Below are 22,654 nucleotides of genomic sequence, written 5' to 3'. Positions count from 1 at the left end.
GAGATGACGACCTTCTGGTTCATCGTGATCGCCTTCCTCTGGACGGGCTACTTCGTCCTGGAGGGGTTCGACTTCGGCGTGGGCGCGCTGCTGCCGCTGCTGTCGCGCTCGGAGGCGGACCGCAGGCAGGTGCTCGGCACGATCGGCCCGGTGTGGGACGGCAACGAGGTCTGGCTGATCACCGCGATCGGGGCGATGTTCGCCGCCTTCCCCGCGTGGTACTCCGGCCTGCTGAGCGGCTTCTACCTGCCGGTCTTCCTGGTGATCACCGGCCTGATCGTGCGCGGCGTCGGCCTGGAGTGGCGCGGCAAGGTCCACTCCCGGCGCGAGGTCGCCCTGTGCGACGCCGGGATCGTCACCGGCAGCGTGCTGCCCGCGTTCCTGTGGGGCGCGATCTTCGGCAACCTGCTGTTCGGCACGGCCCTCGCGACCGTGCTCGGCGGGGCCCTGTCCCTGTCGGTGGCCGTGCTGCACGGCGCGGTGTTCGTGGCACTCAAGACGACCGGCGGGGTGCGGGCCCGCGCCCGCCGCGCCGCCCTGCTGGCGGCGGTCGGCGCGATGCCGGTCGCGCTCAGCACGCTGCCGTCCGTGCCCGGCAGGGGGCCGCTGTGGACGCTGGGGACGGCCCTGCTCGCCGCCGCCGCGCTCGCGGCCGGGGTCACGCTGGTGTGGGGCCGCCGGGAGGGCTGGGCCTTCGCGGCGACCGCCACGGCGATCACCGCGACGACCGCCACCGTCTTCGGCGTGCTGTCGGCGGCGCCGCTGCCCGGCCTGACCCTGGCCGAGGCGGCCTCCGCGCCGTACACGCTGACGCTCCTCACCTGGATCGGCCTGATCGCCCTGCCGGGCGTCCTCGCCTACCAGGCGTGGACCTACTGGGTGTTCCGCAAGCGCCTCACCGCCGAGGCCTCCTGAGTTTCTCCAAGCCGACGAACAGACGAATACGCAGAGCAGTCAATCTTTCACGGATCGTCGCGAAGGCCTGCGGGAGACCGTGTCGTACGCTGAGAATATGAGCGTGGTTACCTTTCAGGCCGATCCGCGCACCGAAGCCGCGCTGGCCGAACTCACCGCCGACGGTCAGGCTACCGACGAGGTGATCCGCGAGGCGATCGTGATGGCTTGGCGGCTACGGCGCGCGGAAACGGCGCGGCGCGAGGCCCTCGCTCTCGCGGATGATCCAGAGGACCGCGAGGAAGCCCGTGCGATCATGCCTGACATGGAATCCCTCCGTGCGTGGTGATGTCTACCGTCTCCGCTCTCCCCGGGACGGAGCGACTCGGTTCCTTCACCGGTCGGCTCTCCCCCGCCGAACTGCTCGAAATCGACGAAGCGCTCCATCTCCTGCTCGGTCTGGTTCGCTGAAGGCGCCCGGCTCTCGGGCCGCCGCCGTACTCAGCGCGTGAGGCGCAGGGTGTGGAGGTCGGAGGGGGAGATGGGCATCCGGTCGATCGGGATGCCCTCGGCGTCCTCGATCGCGGCGGCGACGACGGCGGAGACCGGGATGACCCCGGCCTCCCCGGCGCCCTTGATCCCCAGGGGGTTGAGCGGCGAGGGGGTCTCCAGGTGGGCCGTCTCGATGCGCGGCACCTCCGTGGCGTACGGCATCAGGAAGTCCATGAACGAGGCGTTCAGCAACTGGCCGTGCTCGTCGTAGACCATCTTCTCGTACAGCGCGCCGCCGACGCCCTGGGCGACCCCGCCGTGGATCTGCCCCTCGACGATCATCGGGTTGATCAGCCTGCCGCAGTCGTGCACGACGGCGTACCGCAGGATCCTGATCTCGGCGGTGTCCGGGTCGGTCTCCACGATCGCGGCGTGCATGCCGGCCGCGAAGGTCGACCTGACCGGCGAGTAGTAGTCGCGGCCCTCCAGGCCGGGCTCCTCCCCCTCCGCCACCGGCGGCCGGTCGTCCGAGGCCGGCCCGGCGAACTGGGTGGCCCGCTTGGCCTCCTCGTCGAAGGCGTACCGCAGCGGGTTGGACAGCACGGCGACGGTCGCCAGCGGGATCGACGCCGACGGCGCGCCCGCCACGTGGACCATCCCGTCGGTGATCTCCAGGTCGCGCGGGTCGGCCTCCAGCGCCTCGGCCGCGATCCGCAGCGCCTTCTCCCTGACCTTGCGGCAGGCCAGCGCGATCGCGTTGCCGCTCATCACGGCCGCGCGTGAGGCGAAGGTGCCCACGGCGTAGCCGAAGCGCCGGGTGTCGCCGGTGACGACCGACACCTTCTCGATCGGCACGCCGAGCTCGGTCGCCGCGATCTGCGCGAACACCGTCTCGTGGCCCTGCCCCTGGGAGGTGAGGCCGGTCGACACGTGCACCCGGCCGTCGGAGGTGATCTGCACGTGACCGCCCTCGTACGGCCCGACGCCGGTGCCCTCGACGTAGCAGCCGACGCCGATGCCGATCCTGCGGCCCTCGGCCGCCGCCCGCGCCTTCTCCTCCGGGAAGGAGTCCCAGCCGATCAGCTCCTTGAGCATGCGCAGGGCCTCGGGGTAGTCGCCGCTGTCGTAGATCAGCGGGCGCCCGTCCTGGAACGTCAGGCCCTGGTCGTAGGGGAACTCGTCCGGCTGGATGAAGTTGGCCGCCCTGACCTCCGTACGGTCCCGGCCGAGGTAGGCGGCGATCTTGTCCATGGTGCGCTCCATGCAGAAGACGCCCTGCGGGCGGCCCGCGCCCCGGTACGGCGTGACCTGCACGGTGTTGGTGTAGACCGAGGAGAACTCGACCCGGTAGGCGCCCACCCGGTACGGCCCGAGCAGCTGGGTCGAGGTGATGATCGGCACGATGATCCCGTACGGCGTGTACGCGCCGTGGTCGTGCAGGATCTCCACCTCCAGCCCGAGGAGGCGGCCGTCGTCGTCGAAGCCCACCCGGACGTGCTGCACCTGCCCGCGCTCGTGGGAGGAGGAGACGAAGTGCTCGCGCCGGTCCTCGGTCCACTTCACCTCCCGGTTCAGCAGCCGGGCCGCCCACGGGACGAGGATCTCCTCGGGCCAGGGATGGACGATCTTGACGCCGAAGCCGCCGCCGACGTCGGGCGCGACGACCTCCACCTTGGGCAGCGGCAGCCCCAGCTTGGCCGCGATGGCCATCCGGACGCTGGTGGAGGTCTGTGTGGAGGAGTAGACGCGCAGCGACTCGTCGTCGGCGTCCCAGCGGGCGTACACGCCCTTCCCCTCCAGCGGCGTGCAGGCGCTGCGCTCGACGTCGAGGCGGAACTCCAGCCGGTGGGGGGCCGCGTCGACCGCCTCCCGCGCCGTCACGCCGCCGGGGCCGGGCACCTCCTGCACGAGGTGCGCGCCGATGTTGCCCGGCACGTCCTCGTGCACCAGGTGCGCGCCTCCGGCGGCCTCCTCCAGGCTCACGACCGGCTTGAGGACCTCGTAGTCCACCCGGATCAGCGCGCACGCGTCCTCGGCGAGGTATCGGTCGCGGGCGACGACCATCACGACCGGCTCCCCCACGTGCCGCACGACCTCCCGGGCCAGCGCGTACGCCGTGCGGCCGTGGGTGAGGGCCGGGTGCGGGATCAGCAGCGGCAGCGGCTCGGCCAGCGCGCCCGGCAGGTCCTCCCACGTGTAGATCGCGACCAGGCCGTCCACGTCGAGCGCGCCGGACACGTCGACGTCGAGGATCCGCGCGTGGGCGTGCGGCGACCTGACGAAGGCGGCGGCCAGCGCGCCCGCGCCCAGGTCGTCGAGGTAGCGCCCCTGACCGGTTATCAGCCGGGGGTCCTCGCGCCGCCGGACCGGCTCGCCGAACAGCCTGGTCGTCATGCCCCGCCCTCTTCCGCCTGGATCTCGGCGGCGCGGTGGACCGCCTTGAGGATGTTCTGGTAGCCGGTGCACCGGCACAGGTTGCCCGCCACGGCCTCCAGCGCCTCCTCCTCCGTCGGCGCGGGGTTGTCCCGCAGGAACGCGGTGACCGTGCACAGGAACCCCGGCGTGCAGAACCCGCACTGCAGGGCGTGGCACTCGGTGAAGGCCCGCTGGACCGGGGACAGCGCGCCGTCGCGGGCCAGCCCCTCCACCGTCGTGATCTCCTGACCGTCCACCGTGACGGCGAACGTCAGGCACGACCGCACCGGCTCGCCGTCCAGCAGCACCGTGCACGCGCCGCAGACGCCGTGCTCGCAGCCGACGTGAGTGCCGGTGAGGCCGAGATCGTGGCGCAGGCAGTCGGACAGCAGCCGCCGCCCGGGCACCGTCGCCTCCCGCACGACCCCGTTGACCGTCAGCGTCACGTGATGGTGTGTCTCGTTCACGATTCCTCCCCGTGGGCCGCGGAAGCGGCGTCCCGCAGCGCCCGTACGGCGAGCACGCCCGTGAGGTGGCGGCGGTAGTCCGCCGTCGCGTGGATGTCGCCCTCCGGCTCGACCAGGTCCCGTACGGCCGCCGCCACCGCGTCCCAGGCCACCGAGGCCGCCGGGCGCGGGCCGCAGGCGGCGGTCACGTCCGCGACCACCGGAACCGGTCCCACGCTCACGCAGGCGACGCGGGCGGCGGCGATCCGGAGGTCCTCGTCCAGGGTGACGGCGGCGGCGACCCCGGCCACCGCGTAGTCGCCGTGCCGCCGGGCCACCTCGTGGAAGGCCGTGCCCGACCGCGCCGGCAGCGCCGGGAAGAACGCCGACACGGCCAGCTCGCCGGGCCGCACCGCCGACTCCATCGGGCCGGTGAAGAACGCCGCGGCCGGCACCTCCCGCTCCCCGCCCCGGCTCGCCAGCCGTACGGACCCGCCGAGCAGGGCGAGAACGGCGGGCATCTCGGCGGCGGGGTCGGCGTGGACGAGGCTGCCCACCACGGTGCCCCGGTTGCGGATCACGGGGTGGGCCACCAGGCGCAGCGCCTGCCGCAGCAGCGGCTGGGCCGCCGCGGCCCCGGGCGAGCGCTCGACGGCGGCGTGGCGGGCGAGGGCCCCGACGCGTACGCCGGACGGCCCGGCCTCGATCCCGTCCAGGCCGGGCACGCGGTTGACGTCCACGACGCGGGCGGGCGCGGCGAGGCGCATGTTGAGCAGCGGGATCAGGCTCTGGCCGCCCGCCAGGACCTTCCCGCCGGAGCCCGCCTCGGCGAGGAGGCCGAGCGCCTCGCCGAGGGTGGCCGGGCGGCGGTAGTCGAACGGAGGCGGCTTCACCGCGTCGTCCGGGACACGCGCCGATCAGACGGCCGGGTCGCGTTCGAGCCCGATCTCCCCACCTGTGACCTCCTTCGCGGGCCTGCCCGCGATGGCGCGGAGCAGGTGATAGCCGGCGAGTACCACGATCGTGCCCAGCGCGATCCCGGCGAGCGAGAAGTCCCCGGTGATCTGGTGGGTGACCGGCCCGATCGCGAGGATGATCCCCGCGCCGATCGGCACCATGTTGACCGGATCGGCGAAGTCCACCCGGTTCTCCACCCAGATCTTCGCGCCGAGCAGCCCGATCATGCCGTACAGGATGACCGTGACGCCGCCGAGCACGCCACCGGGCGTGGCGGCGACCAGCGCGCCGAACTTCGGGCACAGGCCGAACAGGATCGCGATGACCGCGGCGATGTAGTACGCCGCCGTCGAGTAGACCCTGGTTGCCGCCATGACGCCGATGTTCTCCGCGTACGTCGTGGTGGGCGAGCCGCCGACGGCGGTCGCGACCGCGGTGCCGACGCCGTCGGCGGCGATCGCCCGGCCCATCAGGGGGTCGACGTCGGCGCCGGTCATCTGTCCGACCGCCTTGACGTGGCCGACGTTCTCCGCGATCAGGGCGATCACGGCGGGCAGCACGACCAGCACGGCCGACGCCTGGAACGACGGCGCGTGGAAGTGCGGCAGCCCGATCCAGCCGGCGTCGGCGACGGCCTGGAAGCTCACCCGGGGATGGGTGTCGACCGCCCCGGTGCCCGCGTTGTAGGCGGTGATGTTCCCGAACACCCTGTCGGCGAGCCAGGACAGGACGAACCCGAAGACCAGCCCCAGCAGCACGCCGATCCGGCCGAGGAAGCCGCGGAACAGCACGATGAACACGAACGTCGCGATCATGGTGATCAGCGCGATCCACGGGTCCTGCGGCCAGTACACGTCGGCCACGACGTACGCCAGGCCGAACCCGATCAGCATGACCACCGCTCCGGTCACGACCGGCGGGAAGATCCGGTGGATCACCCGCACGCCGAGGACGTGGACGACCACGCCGCACACCGCGAGCACGAGACCCGCGACGAGGATCGCCCCGGTGACGACCCGGTCGGCCCCCGGGGTGTCGCCGCCGAACGCCGCGCGCACCGCCACCACGCCGCCGACGAACGACGCCGAGGTGCCGAGATAGCTGGGCACCCTGCCGCGGGTGATCAGCAGGAACAGGATCGTCGCGACGCCGGACATCATCACCGCGGTGTTCGGGTCGAGCCCCATCACGAGGGGGAACACGAAGGTCGCGCCGAACATGGCGATCACGTGCTGCGCGCCGATGCCGGCCATCCGCGGCCAGCTCAGCCTCTCATCGGGTTTGACGACCTCGCCGGGTGCCAGCCCTCTGCCGTCTCCGTGCACCGTCCATCTGAAAGCCATGTACGTCCCTCCAGCTGGGCCGTGGGCTCGGCCACCCCGCAGGCGTCCCGCGTACTTCCTTGACCGTTTGGGGCACTTTAGGACCGGCGTGCGCGACAGACATGGGCATGATCTGCCAAAACGACGACCACCGGGGCGTCTACACCACGCGGATCGTGTAGTCGTCGCCGGTGACGACCTGGCCCGCCCTGATTTTGCAGGCCTTGCGCAGTTCCACCTGCCCGTCCACGCGGACCAGGCCCTCGGCGACGAGGTGTTTGGCCGCGCCGCCGCTGTCGGCGATCTGGCAGAACTTGAGGAGATCGCAGAGCGGGATGTGGTCGCCGTCGAGCTCGAAGGTTATGGCCTCGTTCACGGCGCCAGCTTAAGGACTCAGATGCCCCGCATGCGCAGCACGTGCAGGGCGAGGGTGAGGTTGAGCCGCAGATGCGCGTCCTCGGTGAAGTTGCCGAGCAGGCGCTCCAGCTTGCCGATGCGGTAGCGCAGGGTGTTGTAGTGGAAGTGCAGCCGCCTCGCGGTCTCGGCGACGTTGAGGTTGGTCTCCAGCAGCGCCTGCAGGGTGCGGCGCAGGTCGGCGTTCTCGGCGTCGTCGTCCCCCGCGAGCGGGCCCAGGGTCTCCCGTACGAAGGAGTGCAGCTCGTCGGTGTCGCTGACGAGCGACAGCAGCCGGTAGACCCCCAGCTCGTCGAAGTGGGCGACCGCGCCCGCCCCGTGCAGCTGGCGGCCCACCCGGGCGGCCTTCAGCGCCTGGTTGTACGCGCCGGGCAGGGCGTCCACCCCGGAGGCGACCCGGCTGAGCCCGGTGGAGAACGTTCCGTCGGAGATCCCCGCGAGCGCGTCCCGCGCCACCCGCGCGGGGTCCGCGGACGCCCCGACGATCGCCACCACCTCGTGCGAGAAACCCGCCACCGCGCCGCGCGGGTCGTGCTTGCGCACCGACGCCTGCCAGGCCGCGCACATGCGGTCCTGGAGGGGCCGCTCCTCGGCGTCCGGGTCGATCTCCGCCACCATCACGCTCACCGGGCGCTCCAGGTCCCAGCCGAACGCCCGGGCGCGCTCGGCCACCCGCAGCCCGCCCCGGCCGGTCAGCACGTCCCGCAGGAAGTCGGCCCGGTACTTGCTCTCGACGGCGGTGACCGCCTCCTGCTTGGTGATCACCAGCGCGGCCACGGTCGCGGCCCGCTCCAGGATGCCGACGTCGCTCGGGGTGAGCGTGCCGTGGGCGCTGTAGGCGGCGATCCTCCCGTGGTGGTGGCCGCCCGCGACGATCGGCACGCTCGCGTGGTGCCCGTTCCCGGCGGCCTTCCCGGGCGTCCGTCCCGGACCGGCGGGCGTCCGCACGGGGGCGGCGTCGATCTCCCGCAGCCGCGCCACCTGCGCCGCCTCCCCGGCCGCCGCGAGGAAGTGCCCGGAGGCGTCGATCGCGCCCACCGCCACCCGGAGCAGGCCGGCCACCTCCGCGGTGACCTCCCGCATCCCGCCCCCGGCCAGCACGATCTGCACGAGCGCCCGGTGGGCCTCCTCCGTCCTGGCGAGGATCGCGGCCTGCCGGTTGAGGATGTCGGTGAGCACCTGGTTGAGGATGTCGTCGAACCCCACGTCGTTGGGGAGCAGGATCAGCGGGAAGCCCAGCCGGTCGGCCTGCTCGACCATCTCCCCCGGCAGTTCGTCCAGGTAGCGCCCGAGTTTGATCGCCAGGGCGGCGAGGCCCCGCTCGTCCAGGTCGGTCACGAGCCGGTCCAGCGACTGCGGGGTGTTGCGCAGCGGGTAGCCCGTGGTGAGCAGCAGTTCGTGCGGCTTCACCCAGGCGAGGATGTCGGGGACCTCCATCACGTTGAGGCGCTGCACGATGCGGCCGAGCCCGTCCCCGCCGGCGATCAGGCGGGCGTCCGCGAGCGTGGACACGCCGAGCACCTCGCCCACCGACACCCCGTGCAGGATCGTGCCGGTGCTGGCCAGCCGCATCGCGGGCGGAGCCGGGTCGTTGCGCAAGGGCGTCTCCGGGGAGTGTCGACGTACTCGGGACGTCTCACGGAGATTCTGCCCGACGCCGGTCCTGTCAGGAAGAGCCAAGCATTCGGCCGACTGTTGGCATCTTTCTCCGTACGGAGGGGGGAAGGCGGGCCTTAGCGTCGGCAACGACTGGCGAGGGAGGTCCCGGTGAGTGTTGGCACGCGCCAGAAAGGGCGGCGGGCGGCGGCGCCCGCCCCTCGCCCCCCTGCGGCCCCGGCCTACGTGAGCGGCGCGGCGAGCGTCGCCGTACGCCCGGCCCTGGAGTCTCCCCGCCGCCCGGCACGGGTGCTCGCGGCCTTCCCGCTCGCGCTCTACCTGGAGGTCAGGAGCGAGTGCGAGCCGCACGTCATCGCCGTGGTCACGGGTGAGGGCGTCCGCCTGCCCAACGCGGTGGTGCTCGCCGAGTCCCTCGACGGGGTGTCGGCCGGCGACGACGGCTGGGTCGGCGACGGCTCCATCGAGATCGGCGGCCTGTGCGTCGGCGTCCGCCGCTGGTGGGACCCCGCTCCCCCGCTCGCGCCCGCCGACCCCGCGCGGCTGGCGTCCGCCCCCGCGGCGCTGGCCGGGATCCGCGCGGCGTCGCCCCGGCAGCCGGGGCTGGACGCGGCCGGGGCCCCGGCGCTGCTGGAGCGGGGCTGCCTGCGCGGCTCGCTGGTGGAGAGCATCACGGCGGCCGAGCGGCTCATCGGCCTCGGCCCCGGGCTCACGCCGAGCGGCGACGACATGCTGGCGGGGCTGCTGGTCGCGCTGCGCCACCTCGGCCGGGCCGCCGGGGTCCCGCGCGCGGTGTGGCTGGCGGACTGGCTGGCCGCCGCGGTCACCTTCGACGCCCGCACCAGGACCACCTCCATCTCGGCGACCCTGCTGCACTGCGCGGCCAGGGGCGAGGCGAGCCCGGAGGTCCTCGGCGTGCTGCGGGCGGCGGCCGGGCACCAGCCGCTGGAACCCGCGGTCAACCGCCTGCTCCGCCTCGGCCACACCTCCGGCGCCGACCTGGCGTGGGGGGTGCAGATCGGCGTGTCCGCGGTCCTGTCCCTCCTCGGCGCGGGTCCCGCCGTCGCGGGCGCCCCGTCCCGCCGGGAGCGGCCGTGACCGACCTCGTCGAGGTCCGCCCCGGCGTCTACCACGACTCGGTGACGCTGATGCGGGTGAGCCAGGCGCTCACCGCCCGGCCGGAGGTGGCCGTCGCCGTCGTCGCGATGGGCACGGACCTCAACGCCGGCCTCGCCCGCGATCTCGGCTTCGAGGTCCCGCCCACGACGCCCGGCGACCTGCTGGTGGCGATCAGGGCGGCCTCGGCCGCCGATCTCGGCGAGGCCGCCGCCGAACTGGAGCGGCAGCTCGCCACGACCGGGACGGCGGGCGGGACCACCCGCGACGAGGCGCCGCCCCGCACCGTCCGGTCGGCCGCGCGGTCGTGGGATGCGACCGTGGCGCTGGTGAGCGTGCCCGGCGAGCACGCCTTCGCCGAGGCGCTGGACGCCGTGGAGGCCGGGCTCTCCGTCATGATCTTCAGTGACAACGTGCCGGTCGAGCAGGAGATCCTGCTCAAGGACCGGGCGCGGGCCAGGGGCGTGCTCGTCATGGGGCCCGACTGCGGCACCGCCGTCGTGGGCGGGGCCGGTCTGGGCTTCGCCAACGTGCTGCGGCCGGGCCCGGTGGGGGTCGTGGCCGCCTCGGGGACCGGGGCCCAGCAGGTGACGTGCCTGCTCGACATCGCCGGCGTCGGCGTGTCGCACGTGCTCGGCGTGGGCGGCCGGGACCTGTCCGCCGAGGTGGGCGGGCGCTCGGCCGTGCAGGCGCTGCGCGCGCTGGACGAGGACCCGGCGACCGAACTGATCGTGCTGATCTCCAAGCCGCCCGCCCCCGAGGCGGCCCGGGCCGTACGGGACCTCGACCTGGCCACCCCGGTCGTCGCAGCGCTGCTCGGGCCGGGGCAGGACGACCTGACCGCCGTCGCGGAGAAGGCGCTGCGCGCCCTCGGCCGGGACGTGCCCGAGTGGCCGTCCTGGCCCGCCGGCGACGCGCCCGCGCGCGAGGGGCGGCGTCCGCTGCGGGGGCTCTACTCCGGGGGCACGCTGTGCGCCGAGGCGGCCCTGATCGCCGGCGCCGTGGAGCCGGGCGGCGAGGCGTGGTTCGTCGACTACGGGGACGACGCGTACACGCGGGGGCGGGCCCACCCCATGATCGACCCGTCGCTGCGCCGGGAGGCGCTGCGCGGCGTCGACTCGGGCGTCGTGCTGCTCGACGTGGTGCTCGGGCACGGCGCCGACCCCGATCCGTCCTCCTGGCTCGCGCCCGAGGTCCGCGACGCCACCGCCAGGGGCGTGGACGTGGTGGTCGCCCTGGTCGGCGCCGACGGCGACCCGCAGGGGCCGCGCGCCCAGGCCGCGCGCCTGAACGAGGCGGGCGCGGCCGTCTTCACCTCCAACGCGGCGGCGGCGCGGCACGCCCGCCGCCTGGCCGGCGGCTGACGGCTGTGCGGCCGAGTAGTCCCACCCGGCTCACCGGAGGCAGCCGATGACCCTCTCCATGCTGTACGGCGAACCGCGCGTCATCACCGTGGGCGCCGAGGTGCTCGCCGAGGCGCTGGACCGGCAGGCCGTGCCGCAGCGGCGGGTCGACTGGCGCCCGCCGGCCCCGGGCGTCTCCGCCGCGCTCGCCGGGATGCTCGCCAAGGTGCTCGCCGATCCCCGGCGTGAGCGGGCCAACGCGACGGCCGTGGGGAGGATGCTGTCCGCGCGGCCCATGCTCTCAGGCGTGCGGCCGGCCCGCGAGGCGCTGGGCCTGGAGGCCGGGTCGTTCTTCCACGCCGGCCCGCCGATCACGTGGGAGCGGGCGTCCGGGCCGATGCGGGGGGCGCTCGTCGGCGCCATGCTGTTCGAGGGCCTGGCCGCCACCCCGGAGGAGGCGGCGGAGCGCCTCGCCTCCGGCGCGGGGATCACCCTGGACTCCTGCCACCACCACCGCACGGTCGGCCCGATGGCGGGGGTGGTCAGCCCGTCCATGTGGATGCTGGAGGTCACCGACGCCGAGCACGGCGGCACGGCCTACTGCTCGCTCAACGAGGGGCTGGGCAAGGTCCTGCGGTACGGCGCGTACGGACCCGAGGTGATCGAGCGGCTGCGCTGGATGGGCGAGGTGCTCGGTCCGGTGCTCGCCGCGGCCCTGGAGCGGTGCGGGCCCCTCGACCTGCGCACCCTGATCGCGCAGGCCCTGCAGATGGGCGACGAGCTGCACAACCGGAACCGGGCGGCGACGTCCCTGCTGGTGCGGGAGATCGCCCCCGCGGTCGTGGAGGCCGCCCCGGGCCGCGCGGCCGAGGTGCTGCGTTTCATCAATGGGAACGATCATTTCTTCCTGAACGCGGGAATGGCGGCGGCGAAAGCCGCGGCCGACGCCGCGCGCGGCGTGCCGGGGTCGAGCCTGGTCGTGGCGATGGCCCGCAACGGAACGGATTTCGGAATACAGGTGTCGGGGCTCGGCGACCGGTGGTTCACCGGCCCGGCCGGGGTGCCCGACGGCCTCTACCTCGGCGGTTACGGTCCGGACGACGCCAATCCCGACATCGGCGACTCCACGATCACCGAGACCACCGGGCTCGGCGGCTTCGCGATGGCGGCGGCCCCGGCGATCGTCAGGTTCGTCGGCGGCGAGGTGGCCGACGCCGTCGCGGCCACGACCTCGATGTACGAGATCACGCTGGCCGAGCACCCGGCGTTCCAGATCCCGGGGCTGGGCTTCCGCGGCACGCCCGCCGGCATCGACGTCGCCCTCGTGGCGAGGACCGGTGTGCTGCCCGTCGTGAACACCGGCATCGCGGGCCGCGTCGCCGGAACGGGGCAGGTGGGGGCGGGGCTGGTCAGCCCGCCCGCCGGGGTCTTCACGGCCGCCCTCGACGCGCTGGCCGCCGCATGAATTCCCTTTGACCGTCATCAGACCGTAATATCGTCGTCAGTCTCAGATATCCGGAGCAATTCGCACGGTCCGGACGGGGGATCCTGCGGATCGAGCGTGAATTGGGGACCTTTTCTATGACGACCGATCGCCTGCTCGGTATGGTCCCCCCTATGCCAGAGGGTCAGGGACCCGCGGGGCGCCCCCCGGCCGGCGTTCCCGACGGGCAGGGCCGTCTCGTCGGGAGGCGTTACCGGCTGCTGTCCCCGGTGGGCCGCGGCGGCATGGGGATGGTGTGGCACGCCCACGACGTGCTGCTCGACCGCGACGTCGCGGTGAAGGAACTGCTCCTGCCGTTCGGGCTCGACCAGGCGGGCGCCCAGTCGGCGCACCGGCGCATGCTGCGCGAGGCGCGGTCGGCGGCCCGCCTCAGCCACCCCGGCATCGTCACCGTCCACGACGTGGTCGAGGAGGACGGGCGGCCGTGGATCGTCATGGAACTGGTCCGCGCCTGGTCCCTCGAACAGGCCGTGCGGCAGGGCGGGCCGCTGCCCGTCGTGCAGGCGGCCGAGATCGGCGTCCGGGTGCTCGACGCCCTGCGCCACGCCCACGCCGCCGGCATCCTGCACCGGGACGTGAAGCCCGGCAACGTGCTGCTCACCGCCGACCGGGTGGTGCTCACCGACTTCGGCATCGCCGCCATCGAGGGCGACGTCACGATCACCCAGACCGGCCTGCTGATGGGCTCGCCCGCCTACATCCCGCCGGAGCGCCTGCAGGGCCGCACGATCACCCACGCCGCCGACCTGTGGTCCTTCGGGGCCACCCTGTACGCCGCCGTGGAGGGCCGCCCGCCGTACGAGGGCCCCGACGCGGTCGCCGTCCTCGGCGCGGTGCTGACCCAGGAGCCCAGCCGGCCCCGCCGGGCGGGCGCGCTGCTGCCGGTCATCGAGGGACTGCTCCGCAAGAACCCGGCCGACCGCCTCCCGGCCGCGCAGGTCGCGGAGATGCTGGAGCGGATCCTGCACAGCCACGGGGCCGGGGTGCCGGGACGGGCGGGCACGCCGTCCTCGGTGCCGACCCCGCAGAACTCCATGCCGGCGGGGCTGCTGCCGCCGCTCGACATCCCCTCGGGGCCGCTGCCCTCGCGCATCGTCGAGACGCCCTCGGGCCCGGTCCGCGTGCCGCTCGCCCACAACGGGCTCCCCGGCGGCGCGCCGCCCGGTCCCACCGTCGAGCCCGCCGCGGAACCCGCATTCGAGCCTTTCGCCGCCTTCGGGCCCGTCACGCCCTTCGGCCAGGCCCCGGCGTTCGACCCGCTGTCGTCGCCGTCCGGGTCGTCGTACGCGCCGGAGCGGCGGAAGGAGGGCATGTGGCCGGCCCCCGCGCCGGGCGACATGCCCGGCGACCTGGGCGGCGGCCTCGGCACCGTTCAGGGCCCGGGATCGGGTCCGGCCTCGCCCGGCGCCGGTCCTGGCGCCGGTCCGCCCGAGACGGACACGCGGAACGGCCGGAGGTCCGGCCGGGCCGCGGACGCCGTCACCACGGGCCCGAACCGCCCCCGGGTGGGGCGCAGGCGCAAGGAGCAGACCCAGCGGGGGGCGGACCGCGACCCCCGCGCCAGGCTGCTGCTCGTCGTGGCCGGCGTCGCCGTCCTCGCGGTGATCGTCACGATCGCGCTCGTGCTGCTGCCGGGAGGCTCCGGCGACCAGGGGGAGACGACCTCCGGGGCACGTGGCCTGGCGACCGGAGCGGCCGGGGCGTCCACGGGCGGCGCCAGGGCGGCCGGGCGCTCCCTTCCCGCCGTACGCGTGCCCGAGGGCTACCGGCTCGTGACCGAGGGCGGGGTCTCGATCGCGGTGCCCCAGGCGTGGACCGCGACGACCGACGACGGCGGGGCCGTCAGGCTCCTCGGCCCCAAGGACAGCGGGCAGAGCATCACCGTCAGGAGGATCCCCGACGGCGGCCTGGAGGCGCTGCGGGCCGCGGAGCAGAACCTGAACATCAAGGACTACCCGGACTACACGCAGATCCAGTTGCGGGAGGCGGACTACCACTACCCCGCCGCCGACTGGGAGTACACCTACACCAACTCCAGCCAGGTCACCGTCCACGCGGTCATCCGCTACCTGGAGGCGGACGGGCGAGCGTACGCGGTCATGTTCGCCTCGCCCGACTTCGACTGGACCGAGGCCGCCGCGCCGGTGCGGCAGGCCCTCTGGAACACCTTCCGCCCCGCCTGAGCCGCCCGCCCGGCCGGCGCCGCCCGACCGGGCGCGTCACTTGGCGTCGGCGTAGCAGGCGACCGCGACCGCCTCCATCGGGAAGCGGACCGGGGTGTCGCCGAACAGCAGGCGGGTCGCCTCGTCCGCCGCCCGCCCGACCGCCTCCCGGACCTCGGCGGCCAGGCCGAGCGGGCAGTGCACCATCACCTCGTCGTGCTGGAAGAACACCAGACGCGCCGGGTCCGGAAGCAGCCCGCGCAGCACCGCGAGCAGCGTCAGCGCCCACTCGGCCGCGGTCGCCTGCACGACGAAGTTGCGGGTGAACCTCCCCCGGTCCCGGGCCGCCCGCGCGCCCTCCGGCCCGGCCACCAGGCGGCGCCACCGCTCCGACGGCGGCGGGCAGGTGCGGCCGAGCCACGACCGGACCAGCCGCCCCTCCTCCCCCGCGCGGGCGGCGTCCTCCACGAACGCGTACGCCTTCGGGAAGCGCCGCCGCATGACGGGCAGCAGCTTGGAGGCGTCGCCGCTGGTCCCGCCGTACATCGCGGACAGCATGGCCACCTTGGCCGAGTCGCGCACGCCGCCGAAGGCCCCGGCCAGCGCGGCGTACAGGTCGATCTCCCCGGCCGCCCGCGCGAGCCCCCGGTCGCCGGACAGCGCCGCCAGCACCCGGGGTTCGAGTTGCGCGGCGTCGGCGACCACGAGCGTCCAGCCGTCGTCGGCCACCACCACCCGGCGCATCACCTTGGGGATCTGCAGCGCGCCGCCGCCGCTGGTGGCCCACCGGCCGCTCACCACCCCGCCGACGACGTACTCGGGGCGCAGGCGGCCGCCGCCGACCCACTGCGCGGCCCAGGCCCAGCCGTGGGCGCTGTGCAGGCGGGCCAGTTCCTTGTACGCGAGCAGCGGCGCGACGGCCGGGTGATCGACCGCCTTGAGCACGTGCGACCGGGTCGACGGGACCTCGATCCCCACGGCCTTGAACGCCCGGACGATCTGCTGCGGGGAGTCGGGGTTCACCGGCTGGCCGAAGGCGGCCGCCACCTCGTCGGCCAGCGCCTGGAGCTTCCCGGGCCGCATGCCGTGGGCGGGGCGCGGCCCGAGCAGGCCGGTCAGCAACTCGTCGTGGACGTCCTCGCGCCACGGCATGCCGTCGTGCCGCATCTCGGCCGCGACCAGCGCCCCCGCCGACTCGGCGGCGACGAGCAGGCGGAACCGCCCCGGATCGGGCGTGCGGGCGACGCGGCGGAGCTGGTCCTCGAACACCTCGGCGACCATGCCGGCCTCGGACGCGGGGTCCTCGGCCGGCGCGGGCTCGAACAGGCTCGCCTGCGTGCCGCCCGGCTGGTGCCCCTCCGCGGCCTCGTGCGGGTCCTCGGGCACCGGGAGGCCGTGCAGGCGCGCGAAGGCCGCCCGCGCCTGCCTGGGCTCCCCGTAACGGGCGTCGGCCGCCAGCAGCAGGCCCTCGGTCAGCGCGACGTCGTGGCACCTCGACAGCCGTACACCGGCCGCGAGGAGGGCCGGGTAGACGCGGCGCGCGTCGGCCCAGACCCAGCGGGGCCGCTCGGCGGCCTCCAGCGACCGGACGGCCGCGGCGAGGTCGGGCACCCGGGCCGCCGTCCCGCCGAGCGGCCGGATCGTCCCGCCCCCCTCGGCGCCGGCCGCGACCACGACGTGCATCCCCCCAGCGTGCCAGCCCGCACCGACAATCCCGTCAGAGGGGGATCTCGACCTCGTCCTCCAGTGGGGGCTCCTGCTCCTGGGGGAGGCAGCCGGTGGCGGCGAAGCAGCGCAGCCGCAGCGTGTCCCCGGTCACCGACATGTGCAGGAAGCTCTTGAAGAAGGGCGGGGTGTCCCAGTCGGACAGCTCCGAGATGTACCGGTGGAAGACCCGCCCGACCGGCAGGCGGAACGGCATCGGCCAGCCGCCGAGCAGCCGGGCCGCCCACCTCACCCGCGCGCCGATCGGCGCCCCGGGCGTGGGCCGGGGCGGGGTGTTCCCGATCTGCCGGGACATCAGGGCCAGGCCCTCCTCCGGGGTGACGTACAGCCCGCGCAGCCGCAGCCGCCTGCTGTAGAGCAGGCTGTAGAACGACAGCGAGTCGCCGCGCAGCGGATAGCACTTGAAGTCGTCCTCGTGGACCCCCGCCACGTCCACCCGGGGGATGGTGTGCGTGGCGTGCATGAACGCCCCACCGCCCCCGGAGACCACGTACTGGATGAGCCGGCCGTCCACCCGTACGGGATAGCGCTGGTAGTTGTGGACGTCGCCGCCGACGGCGGCCACGTAGTTGTTCGCCGGGTCGCGGACGACGTCGTCCACCGTGCCGCCGCCCTCGATCTCGCACGGGTGGTAGGCGTTGTTGACGTAGATCGGCTTGCCGGTGACCAGGACCTTCGGCCTGGGGTCGGCGGAGACCCGGCGCAGCCACTCGCCCTGTTCGCGGTCGAGGGTGCCCTTGATCCCGGTGTCGATGCCGACCAGCAGCAGGCGGCCGGTGTCGATCACCCAGTACGGCCCCGGCAGGGCGGGCCCGGGGTCCGGGCGCATCTTCCTCGCCTCGGCCAGGGCGTTCTCGTCGATCGTCTCCGGCTTCTTCCACAGCAGCCCGCGCAGCCCGCCGGGCGACAGGCGGAAGCCGCGCCGTTCGGCGGACAGGGGGCGGGCGTCGCAGAAGACCCGCATGAAGCCGCCGAGCCCGTCGTACCAGTCGTGGTTGCCGGGAATCGCGAAGATCGGGGCCGGGTAGTCCTTGTAGGGCCGGAAGAACTTGTCGCAGTACTCGTTGCCCGAGCCGGTCGGGTAGATCACGTCGCTGGCGACGACGGCGAAGGACGTGCCCTCGCCGAGCCTGAGCAGCCCGGGCACCACCGCGTACTGCGAGGCGTCGCCCTCGCCGGTGTCGCCAAGCAGCAGGAACGAGAACTCCTCCCCGAGGTCGAGCCTGACCCGGAAGTCGGGGTCGGCGCCGCGGTCGCGCTGGGCCGCCACCCAGCGGCGGCGCACCTGGGGCGAGGGATCGCCGAAGAGCTGGGCGATCACCTCGTTGCGCGACCGCCAGAGCGTCGCCGGGCTCAGCCAGCTGAAGGAGTCCTGGTTGGGGCGCAGCGCCTGGAACGTGCCGATCTGCGAGCAGGCCCAGCCCGCTCCCGCCTCCGACACCCGTGACGAGACCTGCTTTCCCCGCGCCGCCGCCGCGCCCACATCGACCATGGGGACAATCTTGGCGTTTTCCGGGGATCAGTACACCGGGATCAGCACACCCGGGTTGAGGATCCCGGCCGGATCGAGCCGTTCCTTGATCCCGCGCAGGATCTCGCCGCCCAGGTCGCCGATCTCCGCGGCGTACGCCTCCAGGTGGTCGCGGCCGACGCCGTGGTGGTGCGAGATCGTGCCGCCCGCCGCGACGATCGCCTCCCCGGCGGCGCGCTTGGCCGCCGCCCACTGCGCCAGCGGGTCGCCGGTCTGCGCCGTCACCACCGTGAAGTACAGCGACGCCCCCGTGGCGTACACGTGGGAGATGTGGCACATGACCAGCGGTGCGCCCCCCGACGGCAAGCGCAGCGCGCCGAGCAGGGCCAGCCGTACGGCGTCGTACAGGCGCGGCAGGTCCGACCAGAAGCAGGCGGTCTCCAGCGTCTCCACGGTCGCCCCGGCGGCCAGCAGGGAGTCGCGCAGGTAAGGGGCCGAGAACCGGCCCCGCGCCCACTTCTCCCCCGGCTCCGGCCCGAGGTGCACCCCGCCGGCCTCCACGAGCAGCGCGGCGGCGTGCTCCCGGCGGTGGGCCACGTCGCCCGGGGCGCCCTCGAAGCCCGCCACGACCAGGCAGCCCGAGTCGCCCCCGGGCGTTCCGAGGTCCGTGGGCTTCGCCAGCCCGACCATCGTCTCGGTCTCGTCCGACAGGCGCAGCACGGTGGGCGGCGCGCCCTCCTGCGCGAGCCGCCGCAGGGCGGCCGTCCCCGCCGCGAAGGTCTCGAACCGCCAGCCCTCGTACGCCCGGACGGCCGGGGCCCGGTGGACCCGCAGCCGCAGCGAGGTGATCACCCCGAAGGCCCCCTCGGAGCCCAGGAACACCTGGCGCAGGTCGGGCCCGGCGGCCGACTTGGGGGCACGGCCGATCTCCAGCGTGCCGCGCGGCGTCGCCACGGTCATGCCCACGACCATGTCGTCGAACCTGCCGTAGCCGGCCGAGGCCTGCCCGCTGGACCGGGCCGCCGCGAACCCGCCGAGCGTCGCGTACTCGTACGACTGGGGGAAGTGCCCGAGCGTCAGCCCGTGCCCGGCGAGCAGCCGCTCCGCCTGCGGCGCGCGCAGTCCCGGCTCCAGGTCGGCGGTCATCGAGACGGGGTCGACGGACCGCAGGCGGTCGAGCCTGCCGAGGTCGAGGGCGACCACTCCCGCGTAGCCCCGCCGCGCGGGGGTGAGCCCGCCGACCACCGACGTGCCCCCGCCGAACGGCACCACCGCCACCCGGTGCTCCGCGCACAGGCGCAGCACCTCCACGACCTCCTCGTGCGAGCCGGGGAGCACGACGGCGTCGGGCGCGTCGGAGGCGTCCCCCGCGCGCATCAGCAGCAGGTCGGGCGTGGACTTGCCCCGGGTGTGCCGGATGCGGGCGTCGTCGTCGGCCCGCACGTGCTCCTCCCCGGTCACGGCGGCCAGCGCGGCGAGGACGGCCTGCGGCAGCGCCGCCGGGGGCAGCCGCACCTCGCCGAACGTCGCGGCCGGGGCGGCGGGCGGGCGCACGCCGAGAAGCTCCGTGAGCAGTTCGCGCACCGGCGCGGGCAGCTCGGCGGCCCTGGCGGGGTCGCCCCAGCCCGACCAGAGCATGGGTTCCGCGGGCAGGAGAGGGGATTCCATGACCGGTGCGCCTCCAGATAGGTTACTCAAGGGTAACGCGACCATAGAGGCGGGGTCATGGAATCCTCACTGAACGCCGCCCGGCGGGCCCGGGAACTCGACGAGGTGCGCACGGGCGTCGTCGACGTGCTCGTGGTGGGTCTGGGCGTGACCGGGGCCGGGGCCGCGCTCGACGCCGCCTCACGCGGGCTGTCGGTGGCCGCGGTGGACGCCCACGACCTGGCCTTCGGCACCTCCCGGTGGAGTTCCAAGCTGGTCCACGGCGGGCTGCGCTACCTCGCGAGCGGCCAGGTCGGCGTGGCCTGGGAGAGCGCCGTGGAACGCGGCGTCCTGCTCCGCCGCACCGCCCCCCACCTCGTGGCCGCGCACCCGTACCTGCTGCCGCTGACGTCCGATGTCGGCCCGGGTGAGGCCGCGACGGTGATGACCGGTTACCGGCTGGGCGACGCGCTGCGGGCCGCCGCGGGCACGCCGAGGAGCCTGCTGCCCGGGCCGTCCCGCCTGACCGCCGCGCGGGCGCTCGCCCTCGCCCCGTCCCTGCGCCCGCACGGCCTGCGCGGCGCGCTCCTGTCCTGGGACGGCCGGGTGGTGGACGACGCCCGCCTGGTGGTCGCGATCGCCCGTACGGCCGCCGCCCACGGCGCGCGGGTGCTCACCCGGTGCCGCGCGCTGGCGCTCGCCGGGGACGGCGCCCGGGTGCGCGACGAGCTGACCGGCGCGGAGTTCGACATCCGGGCACGGGCGGTGGTCAACGCGACCGGCGTGTGGGCCGGGGGGCTGGTGCCCTCGGTGGCGCTGCGGCCGTCGCGGGGCACCCACCTCGTGCTGCGGCCGGGAGCCCTGGGCGCGCTGCGCGCGGGGCTGCACGTGCCGATCCCGGGCGAGCGCGCCCGCTTCGCGCTGGTGCTCCCCCAGGCCGACGGGCGGATCTACGTGGGGCTGACGGACGAGCCGCTGGACGGCGCGGTCCCGGACGTCCCCGAGGCGCCCGAGAGCGACGTGGCCTTCCTGCTGGAGGTCCTCGGCGGCGTGCTGGACCGTCCCCTGGGCCGCGACCAGGTGGCGGGCGCCTTCGCCGGCCTGCGGCCGCTGGTCGACGGCCCGGGCGGGGCGGGCGGGGCGGGCCGGGTGGGCGGGGCCACCGCGGACCTGTCCCGCCGGCACGCCGTGCTGCGCTCGCCGGACGGCGTGGTCACCGTCGTCGGCGGCAAGCTCACCACCTACCGCCGGATGGCCGAGGACGCCGTCGGCGCCGCCTGCCCCCACGCGCCCGCGAGCCGTACGGCGCGGCTGCCGCTGGCCGGGGCCGGACCGGTGCGGCCGGGCCTCCCCCGGCGGCTGGTCCTGCGGTACGGCGCGGAGGCCGGGGCGGTGCTGGACCTGATGCGGCGCGAGCCGGAGCTGGCCGAGCCGGTGGCGGCGGGGATCACCCTGGCCGATTTGGTCTGGGCGGTCCGCCACGAGGGCGCGCTCGACGCCGGCGACCTGCTGGACCGGCGGACCAGGATCGGCCTGGTGGCGGAGGATTGGGCGGCCGCCCTTCCCGCCGCCGAGGCCGCCCTTTATCGCACCTGACCCCACCGCGAAGGCGTTTGTTCCTGATTCGTCGGGGAAGTCACCCGATTCTTGACTGCATTGGATAAGGTTAGTCTTACCTAAGAAACGTACGGGAGGGACGGGACCTGATGGCCAACGGGTGCGAGCACCCCGCCGCGTGCCACACGGGGGAGGCTCCCGTCCTGGCGAGCGCGACCAAGAAGGGCCGGTTCTGGCTGCTCATCGAGCACGCGGGGCCCTGGGCCGCGGAGATCGAGGAGTGCCGGCTGCCGGACGACGCCCGCACGCTGATCTCCCGCGCGCGCGAACTCGGGATCCGGCCGCAGCTCATCCGCCGCCCCGGCCGCAGGGAGGCCCGGAGCGGCCCGCTGCACGTCTACCTCGCCGCCGCCGCGGTGAACGAGCCGTGGCTCGCGGAGGCGTTCCCGGAGAGCCCGGACGATCTTGACCTGCGGTCTCTCGTGCACGGAGTGGTTCCGGAGTCCTGCATACTGGTGAACGAGCCGATGTTCCTGGTCTGCACCCACGGCAAGCACAACGCCTGCTGCGCTCGGCTCGGACTGCCGCTGGCCCGGTTCCTCAGCGAGAACCTGCCCGGCGAAGTGTGGGAAACCACACATGTTGGCGGCGATCGATACGCCGCCAACCTCGTATGCTTGCCACACGGGCTCTACTACGGCAGCATGTCTCAGGCTGCTGCGATCGCGGCGGCAAACGCGTACCGGCACGGCGAGGTCGTCCTCGACCGTTTCCGGGGACGCGCGGGTATCCCTGAGCCACTCCAGGCCGCCGAGCACTTCGTCCGCGCTCATACGGGCGAGATCTCGGTCGGCGGGGTGGCCGTGGAATCCTCCCGGTCGGTCGGCGACTCCACCGTCTGCGTCGTGCGGTGCACGACGGGGCGTGGGACGTCGCGATTCCGGGTCGTGGTCGAACCCACGGTGTTCTCGGCGCCGTGCGGGATGACCTGCGCCGACGGAATCCCGACCTACAGGTTGGCCGAACTGAGTCCGCTCATGCCGGTATCGACCTGAGGGCTTCGCGAGAAGCCGGGAACACCACGGCCTATCCCGGCGTTGGCACAAGGGACGCCACAAGCGTCCAAAGCGGCACAAACACTGAAATACCTCTCACCAAAGGTGGTTTCTCATGTCTCAGGTACGTCGGCAGCTCGCCCGCCCGCGCCCCAGCTGGGGTTGGCAGGATGATGCCGCGTGCCGGGGAGAGGACCTGGTGCTGTTCTTCGGTCCTGACGGCGAGCGTCAGCCCGAGCGCGACATCCGGGAGCGCAAGGCCAAGGCCATCTGTGCTCAGTGTCCTGTGCGCGCGGAGTGCCTCGACTACGCGCTCTCGCGGCCCGAGAAGTACGGCACCTGGGGCGGTCTCAACGAGGACGAGCGCGCTTCCGAGCGTCGCCGCCGCATGCGCCGCGCCGCCAGCGCCGGCATCAGCGCCGTCGCCTGAGCGATTTTCCCCTTCCCCGACACGCGTCACCACGGTTCCACCACAGCGTCATCACAGTGTCACCACAGGGCGTTCCACGTCCCGCCCCTG

General features: G+C 74.3%; 18 protein-coding genes. 9 read left to right on the top strand and 9 right to left on the bottom strand.

Going from position 1 to position 22,654, the window contains the following annotated elements; genetic code table 11:
* The first annotated feature begins 3 nt into the window (after nucleotides 1–3).
* Both cydB and HHX40_RS08480 read left to right on the top strand, forming a co-directional pair.
* Nucleotides 4–915 (top strand): cytochrome d ubiquinol oxidase subunit II, encoded by a 912-nt coding sequence (gene cydB, locus HHX40_RS08485; RefSeq protein ID WP_182880086.1) that lies wholly within the window; start codon nucleotides 4–6, stop codon nucleotides 913–915.
* Between the two features lie 97 nt (nucleotides 916–1,012).
* On the top strand, nucleotides 1,013–1,243 hold the full coding sequence (locus HHX40_RS08480; RefSeq protein WP_182880085.1) for a hypothetical protein: 231 nt from the start codon (nucleotides 1,013–1,015) through the stop codon (nucleotides 1,241–1,243).
* A 152-nt stretch (nucleotides 1,244–1,395) separates the two neighbouring features.
* Here HHX40_RS08480 and cutA read toward each other — a convergent pair whose 3' ends face one another.
* The 6 genes from cutA to HHX40_RS08450 form a co-directional block, all read right to left on the bottom strand.
* Nucleotides 1,396–3,780, bottom strand: a complete 2,385-nt coding sequence (gene cutA, locus HHX40_RS08475) for an aerobic carbon-monoxide dehydrogenase large subunit (protein WP_182880084.1) — start codon at nucleotides 3,778–3,780, stop codon at nucleotides 1,396–1,398.
* Complete coding sequence (locus HHX40_RS08470) at nucleotides 3,777–4,268, bottom strand: (2Fe-2S)-binding protein (RefSeq protein ID WP_182880083.1); 492 nt, start codon at nucleotides 4,266–4,268, stop codon at nucleotides 3,777–3,779. The genes cutA and HHX40_RS08470 overlap by 4 nt, the downstream gene beginning before the upstream one ends.
* On the bottom strand, nucleotides 4,265–5,140 hold the full coding sequence (locus tag HHX40_RS37575; RefSeq protein ID WP_117409518.1) for an FAD binding domain-containing protein: 876 nt from the start codon (nucleotides 5,138–5,140) through the stop codon (nucleotides 4,265–4,267). The genes HHX40_RS08470 and HHX40_RS37575 overlap by 4 nt, the downstream gene beginning before the upstream one ends.
* Nucleotides 5,141–5,164: 24 nt before the next feature.
* Nucleotides 5,165–6,547, bottom strand: a complete 1,383-nt coding sequence (locus HHX40_RS08460) for a uracil-xanthine permease family protein (RefSeq protein ID WP_182880082.1) — start codon at nucleotides 6,545–6,547, stop codon at nucleotides 5,165–5,167.
* Nucleotides 6,548–6,686: 139 nt separating this feature from the next.
* Nucleotides 6,687–6,902 (bottom strand): RNA-binding S4 domain-containing protein, encoded by a 216-nt coding sequence (locus tag HHX40_RS08455; protein ID WP_117409520.1) that lies wholly within the window; start codon nucleotides 6,900–6,902, stop codon nucleotides 6,687–6,689.
* A 17-nt stretch (nucleotides 6,903–6,919) separates the two neighbouring features.
* The gene (locus HHX40_RS08450; protein ID WP_182880381.1) at nucleotides 6,920–8,512 is read right to left on the bottom strand and encodes a PucR family transcriptional regulator; all 1,593 of its coding nucleotides are present in this window, start codon (nucleotides 8,510–8,512) and stop codon (nucleotides 6,920–6,922) included.
* 195 nt (nucleotides 8,513–8,707) lie between these two features.
* On the opposite strand from HHX40_RS08450, the gene HHX40_RS08445 reads away from it, so the two are divergent.
* The 4 genes from HHX40_RS08445 to HHX40_RS08430 all read left to right on the top strand — a co-directional run bounded on the left by HHX40_RS08445 (nucleotide 8,708) and on the right by HHX40_RS08430 (nucleotide 14,700).
* Nucleotides 8,708–9,652, top strand: coding sequence for a DUF2877 domain-containing protein (locus HHX40_RS08445; RefSeq protein ID WP_182880081.1), 945 nt, complete (start codon nucleotides 8,708–8,710; stop codon nucleotides 9,650–9,652).
* On the top strand, nucleotides 9,649–11,034 hold the full coding sequence (locus HHX40_RS08440) for an FdrA family protein (protein WP_182880080.1): 1,386 nt from the start codon (nucleotides 9,649–9,651) through the stop codon (nucleotides 11,032–11,034). The genes HHX40_RS08445 and HHX40_RS08440 overlap by 4 nt, the downstream gene beginning before the upstream one ends.
* A 46-nt stretch (nucleotides 11,035–11,080) precedes the next feature.
* The gene (locus HHX40_RS08435) at nucleotides 11,081–12,478 is read left to right on the top strand and encodes a DUF1116 domain-containing protein (protein ID WP_182880079.1); all 1,398 of its coding nucleotides are present in this window, start codon (nucleotides 11,081–11,083) and stop codon (nucleotides 12,476–12,478) included.
* Between the two features lie 152 nt (nucleotides 12,479–12,630).
* Nucleotides 12,631–14,700 carry a serine/threonine-protein kinase gene (locus tag HHX40_RS08430; protein WP_182880078.1) on the top strand — a complete coding sequence of 690 codons (2,070 nt, stop codon included), beginning with the start codon at nucleotides 12,631–12,633 and terminating at the stop codon, nucleotides 14,698–14,700.
* Between the two features lie 36 nt (nucleotides 14,701–14,736).
* On the opposite strand, the gene HHX40_RS08425 is transcribed toward HHX40_RS08430, so the two are convergent.
* The 3 genes from HHX40_RS08425 to HHX40_RS08415 are packed head-to-tail and all read right to left on the bottom strand — an operon-like array spanning nucleotide 14,737 to nucleotide 19,543.
* Nucleotides 14,737–16,362, bottom strand: a complete 1,626-nt coding sequence (locus HHX40_RS08425; RefSeq protein ID WP_182880077.1) for a bifunctional 3'-5' exonuclease/DNA polymerase — start codon at nucleotides 16,360–16,362, stop codon at nucleotides 14,737–14,739.
* Nucleotides 16,363–16,396: 34 nt separating this feature from the next.
* Nucleotides 16,397–17,896: a metallophosphoesterase family protein gene (locus tag HHX40_RS08420; protein WP_182880076.1), complete on the bottom strand. Its 1,500-nt coding sequence runs from the start codon at nucleotides 17,894–17,896 to the stop codon at nucleotides 16,397–16,399.
* A gap of 27 nt (nucleotides 17,897–17,923) precedes the next feature.
* Nucleotides 17,924–19,543 carry an FAD-binding oxidoreductase gene (locus HHX40_RS08415; protein WP_259403390.1) on the bottom strand — a complete coding sequence of 540 codons (1,620 nt, stop codon included), beginning with the start codon at nucleotides 19,541–19,543 and terminating at the stop codon, nucleotides 17,924–17,926.
* A 57-nt stretch (nucleotides 19,544–19,600) separates the two neighbouring features.
* Here HHX40_RS08415 and HHX40_RS08410 point away from each other — a divergent pair, with 57 nt between their 5' ends.
* From HHX40_RS08410 to HHX40_RS08400, 3 genes are all read left to right on the top strand, one after another.
* Entirely contained in the window at nucleotides 19,601–21,118 is a 1,518-nt protein-coding gene (locus HHX40_RS08410; protein ID WP_182880075.1) for a glycerol-3-phosphate dehydrogenase/oxidase, read from the top strand.
* Between the two features lie 110 nt (nucleotides 21,119–21,228).
* Nucleotides 21,229–22,134 (top strand): sucrase ferredoxin, encoded by a 906-nt coding sequence (locus tag HHX40_RS08405; protein ID WP_111699553.1) that lies wholly within the window; start codon nucleotides 21,229–21,231, stop codon nucleotides 22,132–22,134.
* A gap of 115 nt (nucleotides 22,135–22,249) precedes the next feature.
* A complete protein-coding gene (locus HHX40_RS08400) occupies nucleotides 22,250–22,564 on the top strand; it encodes a WhiB family transcriptional regulator (protein ID WP_076434697.1) in 315 nt (104 codons plus the stop codon).
* The last annotated feature ends 90 nt before the right edge of the window (nucleotides 22,565–22,654 follow it).

Origin of the sequence: Microbispora sp. H10949, from assembly GCF_014161435.1 — a bacterium.
In the GTDB taxonomy this organism is placed as follows: domain Bacteria; phylum Actinomycetota; class Actinomycetes; order Streptosporangiales; family Streptosporangiaceae; genus Microbispora; species Microbispora triticiradicis.
Note: the sequence above shows the minus strand (reverse complement) of the source record. Positions and strands in the feature narration are given on the sequence as shown.

Bases quoted from the DNA above. Each gene is read 5' to 3' on its own strand.
- cydB (WP_182880086.1), top strand. From the start codon at position 4: ATGACGACCTTCTGGTTCATCGTGATCGCCTTCCTCTGGACGGGCTAC.
- HHX40_RS08480 (WP_182880085.1), top strand. From the start codon at position 1,013: ATGAGCGTGGTTACCTTTCAGGCCGATCCGCGCACCGAAGCCGCGCTG.
- cutA (WP_182880084.1), bottom strand. From the start codon at position 3,780: ATGACGACCAGGCTGTTCGGCGAGCCGGTCCGGCGGCGCGAGGACCCC.
- HHX40_RS08460 (WP_182880082.1), bottom strand. From the start codon at position 6,547: ATGGCTTTCAGATGGACGGTGCACGGAGACGGCAGAGGGCTGGCACCC.
- HHX40_RS08450 (WP_182880381.1), bottom strand. From the start codon at position 8,512: ATGCGGCTGGCCAGCACCGGCACGATCCTGCACGGGGTGTCGGTGGGC.
- HHX40_RS08435 (WP_182880079.1), top strand. From the start codon at position 11,081: ATGACCCTCTCCATGCTGTACGGCGAACCGCGCGTCATCACCGTGGGC.
- HHX40_RS08430 (WP_182880078.1), top strand. From the start codon at position 12,631: ATGCCAGAGGGTCAGGGACCCGCGGGGCGCCCCCCGGCCGGCGTTCCC.
- HHX40_RS08425 (WP_182880077.1), bottom strand. From the start codon at position 16,362: ATGCACGTCGTGGTCGCGGCCGGCGCCGAGGGGGGCGGGACGATCCGG.
- HHX40_RS08420 (WP_182880076.1), bottom strand. From the start codon at position 17,896: ATGGTCGATGTGGGCGCGGCGGCGGCGCGGGGAAAGCAGGTCTCGTCA.
- HHX40_RS08415 (WP_259403390.1), bottom strand. From the start codon at position 19,543: ATGGAATCCCCTCTCCTGCCCGCGGAACCCATGCTCTGGTCGGGCTGG.
- HHX40_RS08410 (WP_182880075.1), top strand. From the start codon at position 19,601: ATGGAATCCTCACTGAACGCCGCCCGGCGGGCCCGGGAACTCGACGAG.
- HHX40_RS08405 (WP_111699553.1), top strand. From the start codon at position 21,229: ATGGCCAACGGGTGCGAGCACCCCGCCGCGTGCCACACGGGGGAGGCT.
- HHX40_RS08400 (WP_076434697.1), top strand. From the start codon at position 22,250: ATGTCTCAGGTACGTCGGCAGCTCGCCCGCCCGCGCCCCAGCTGGGGT.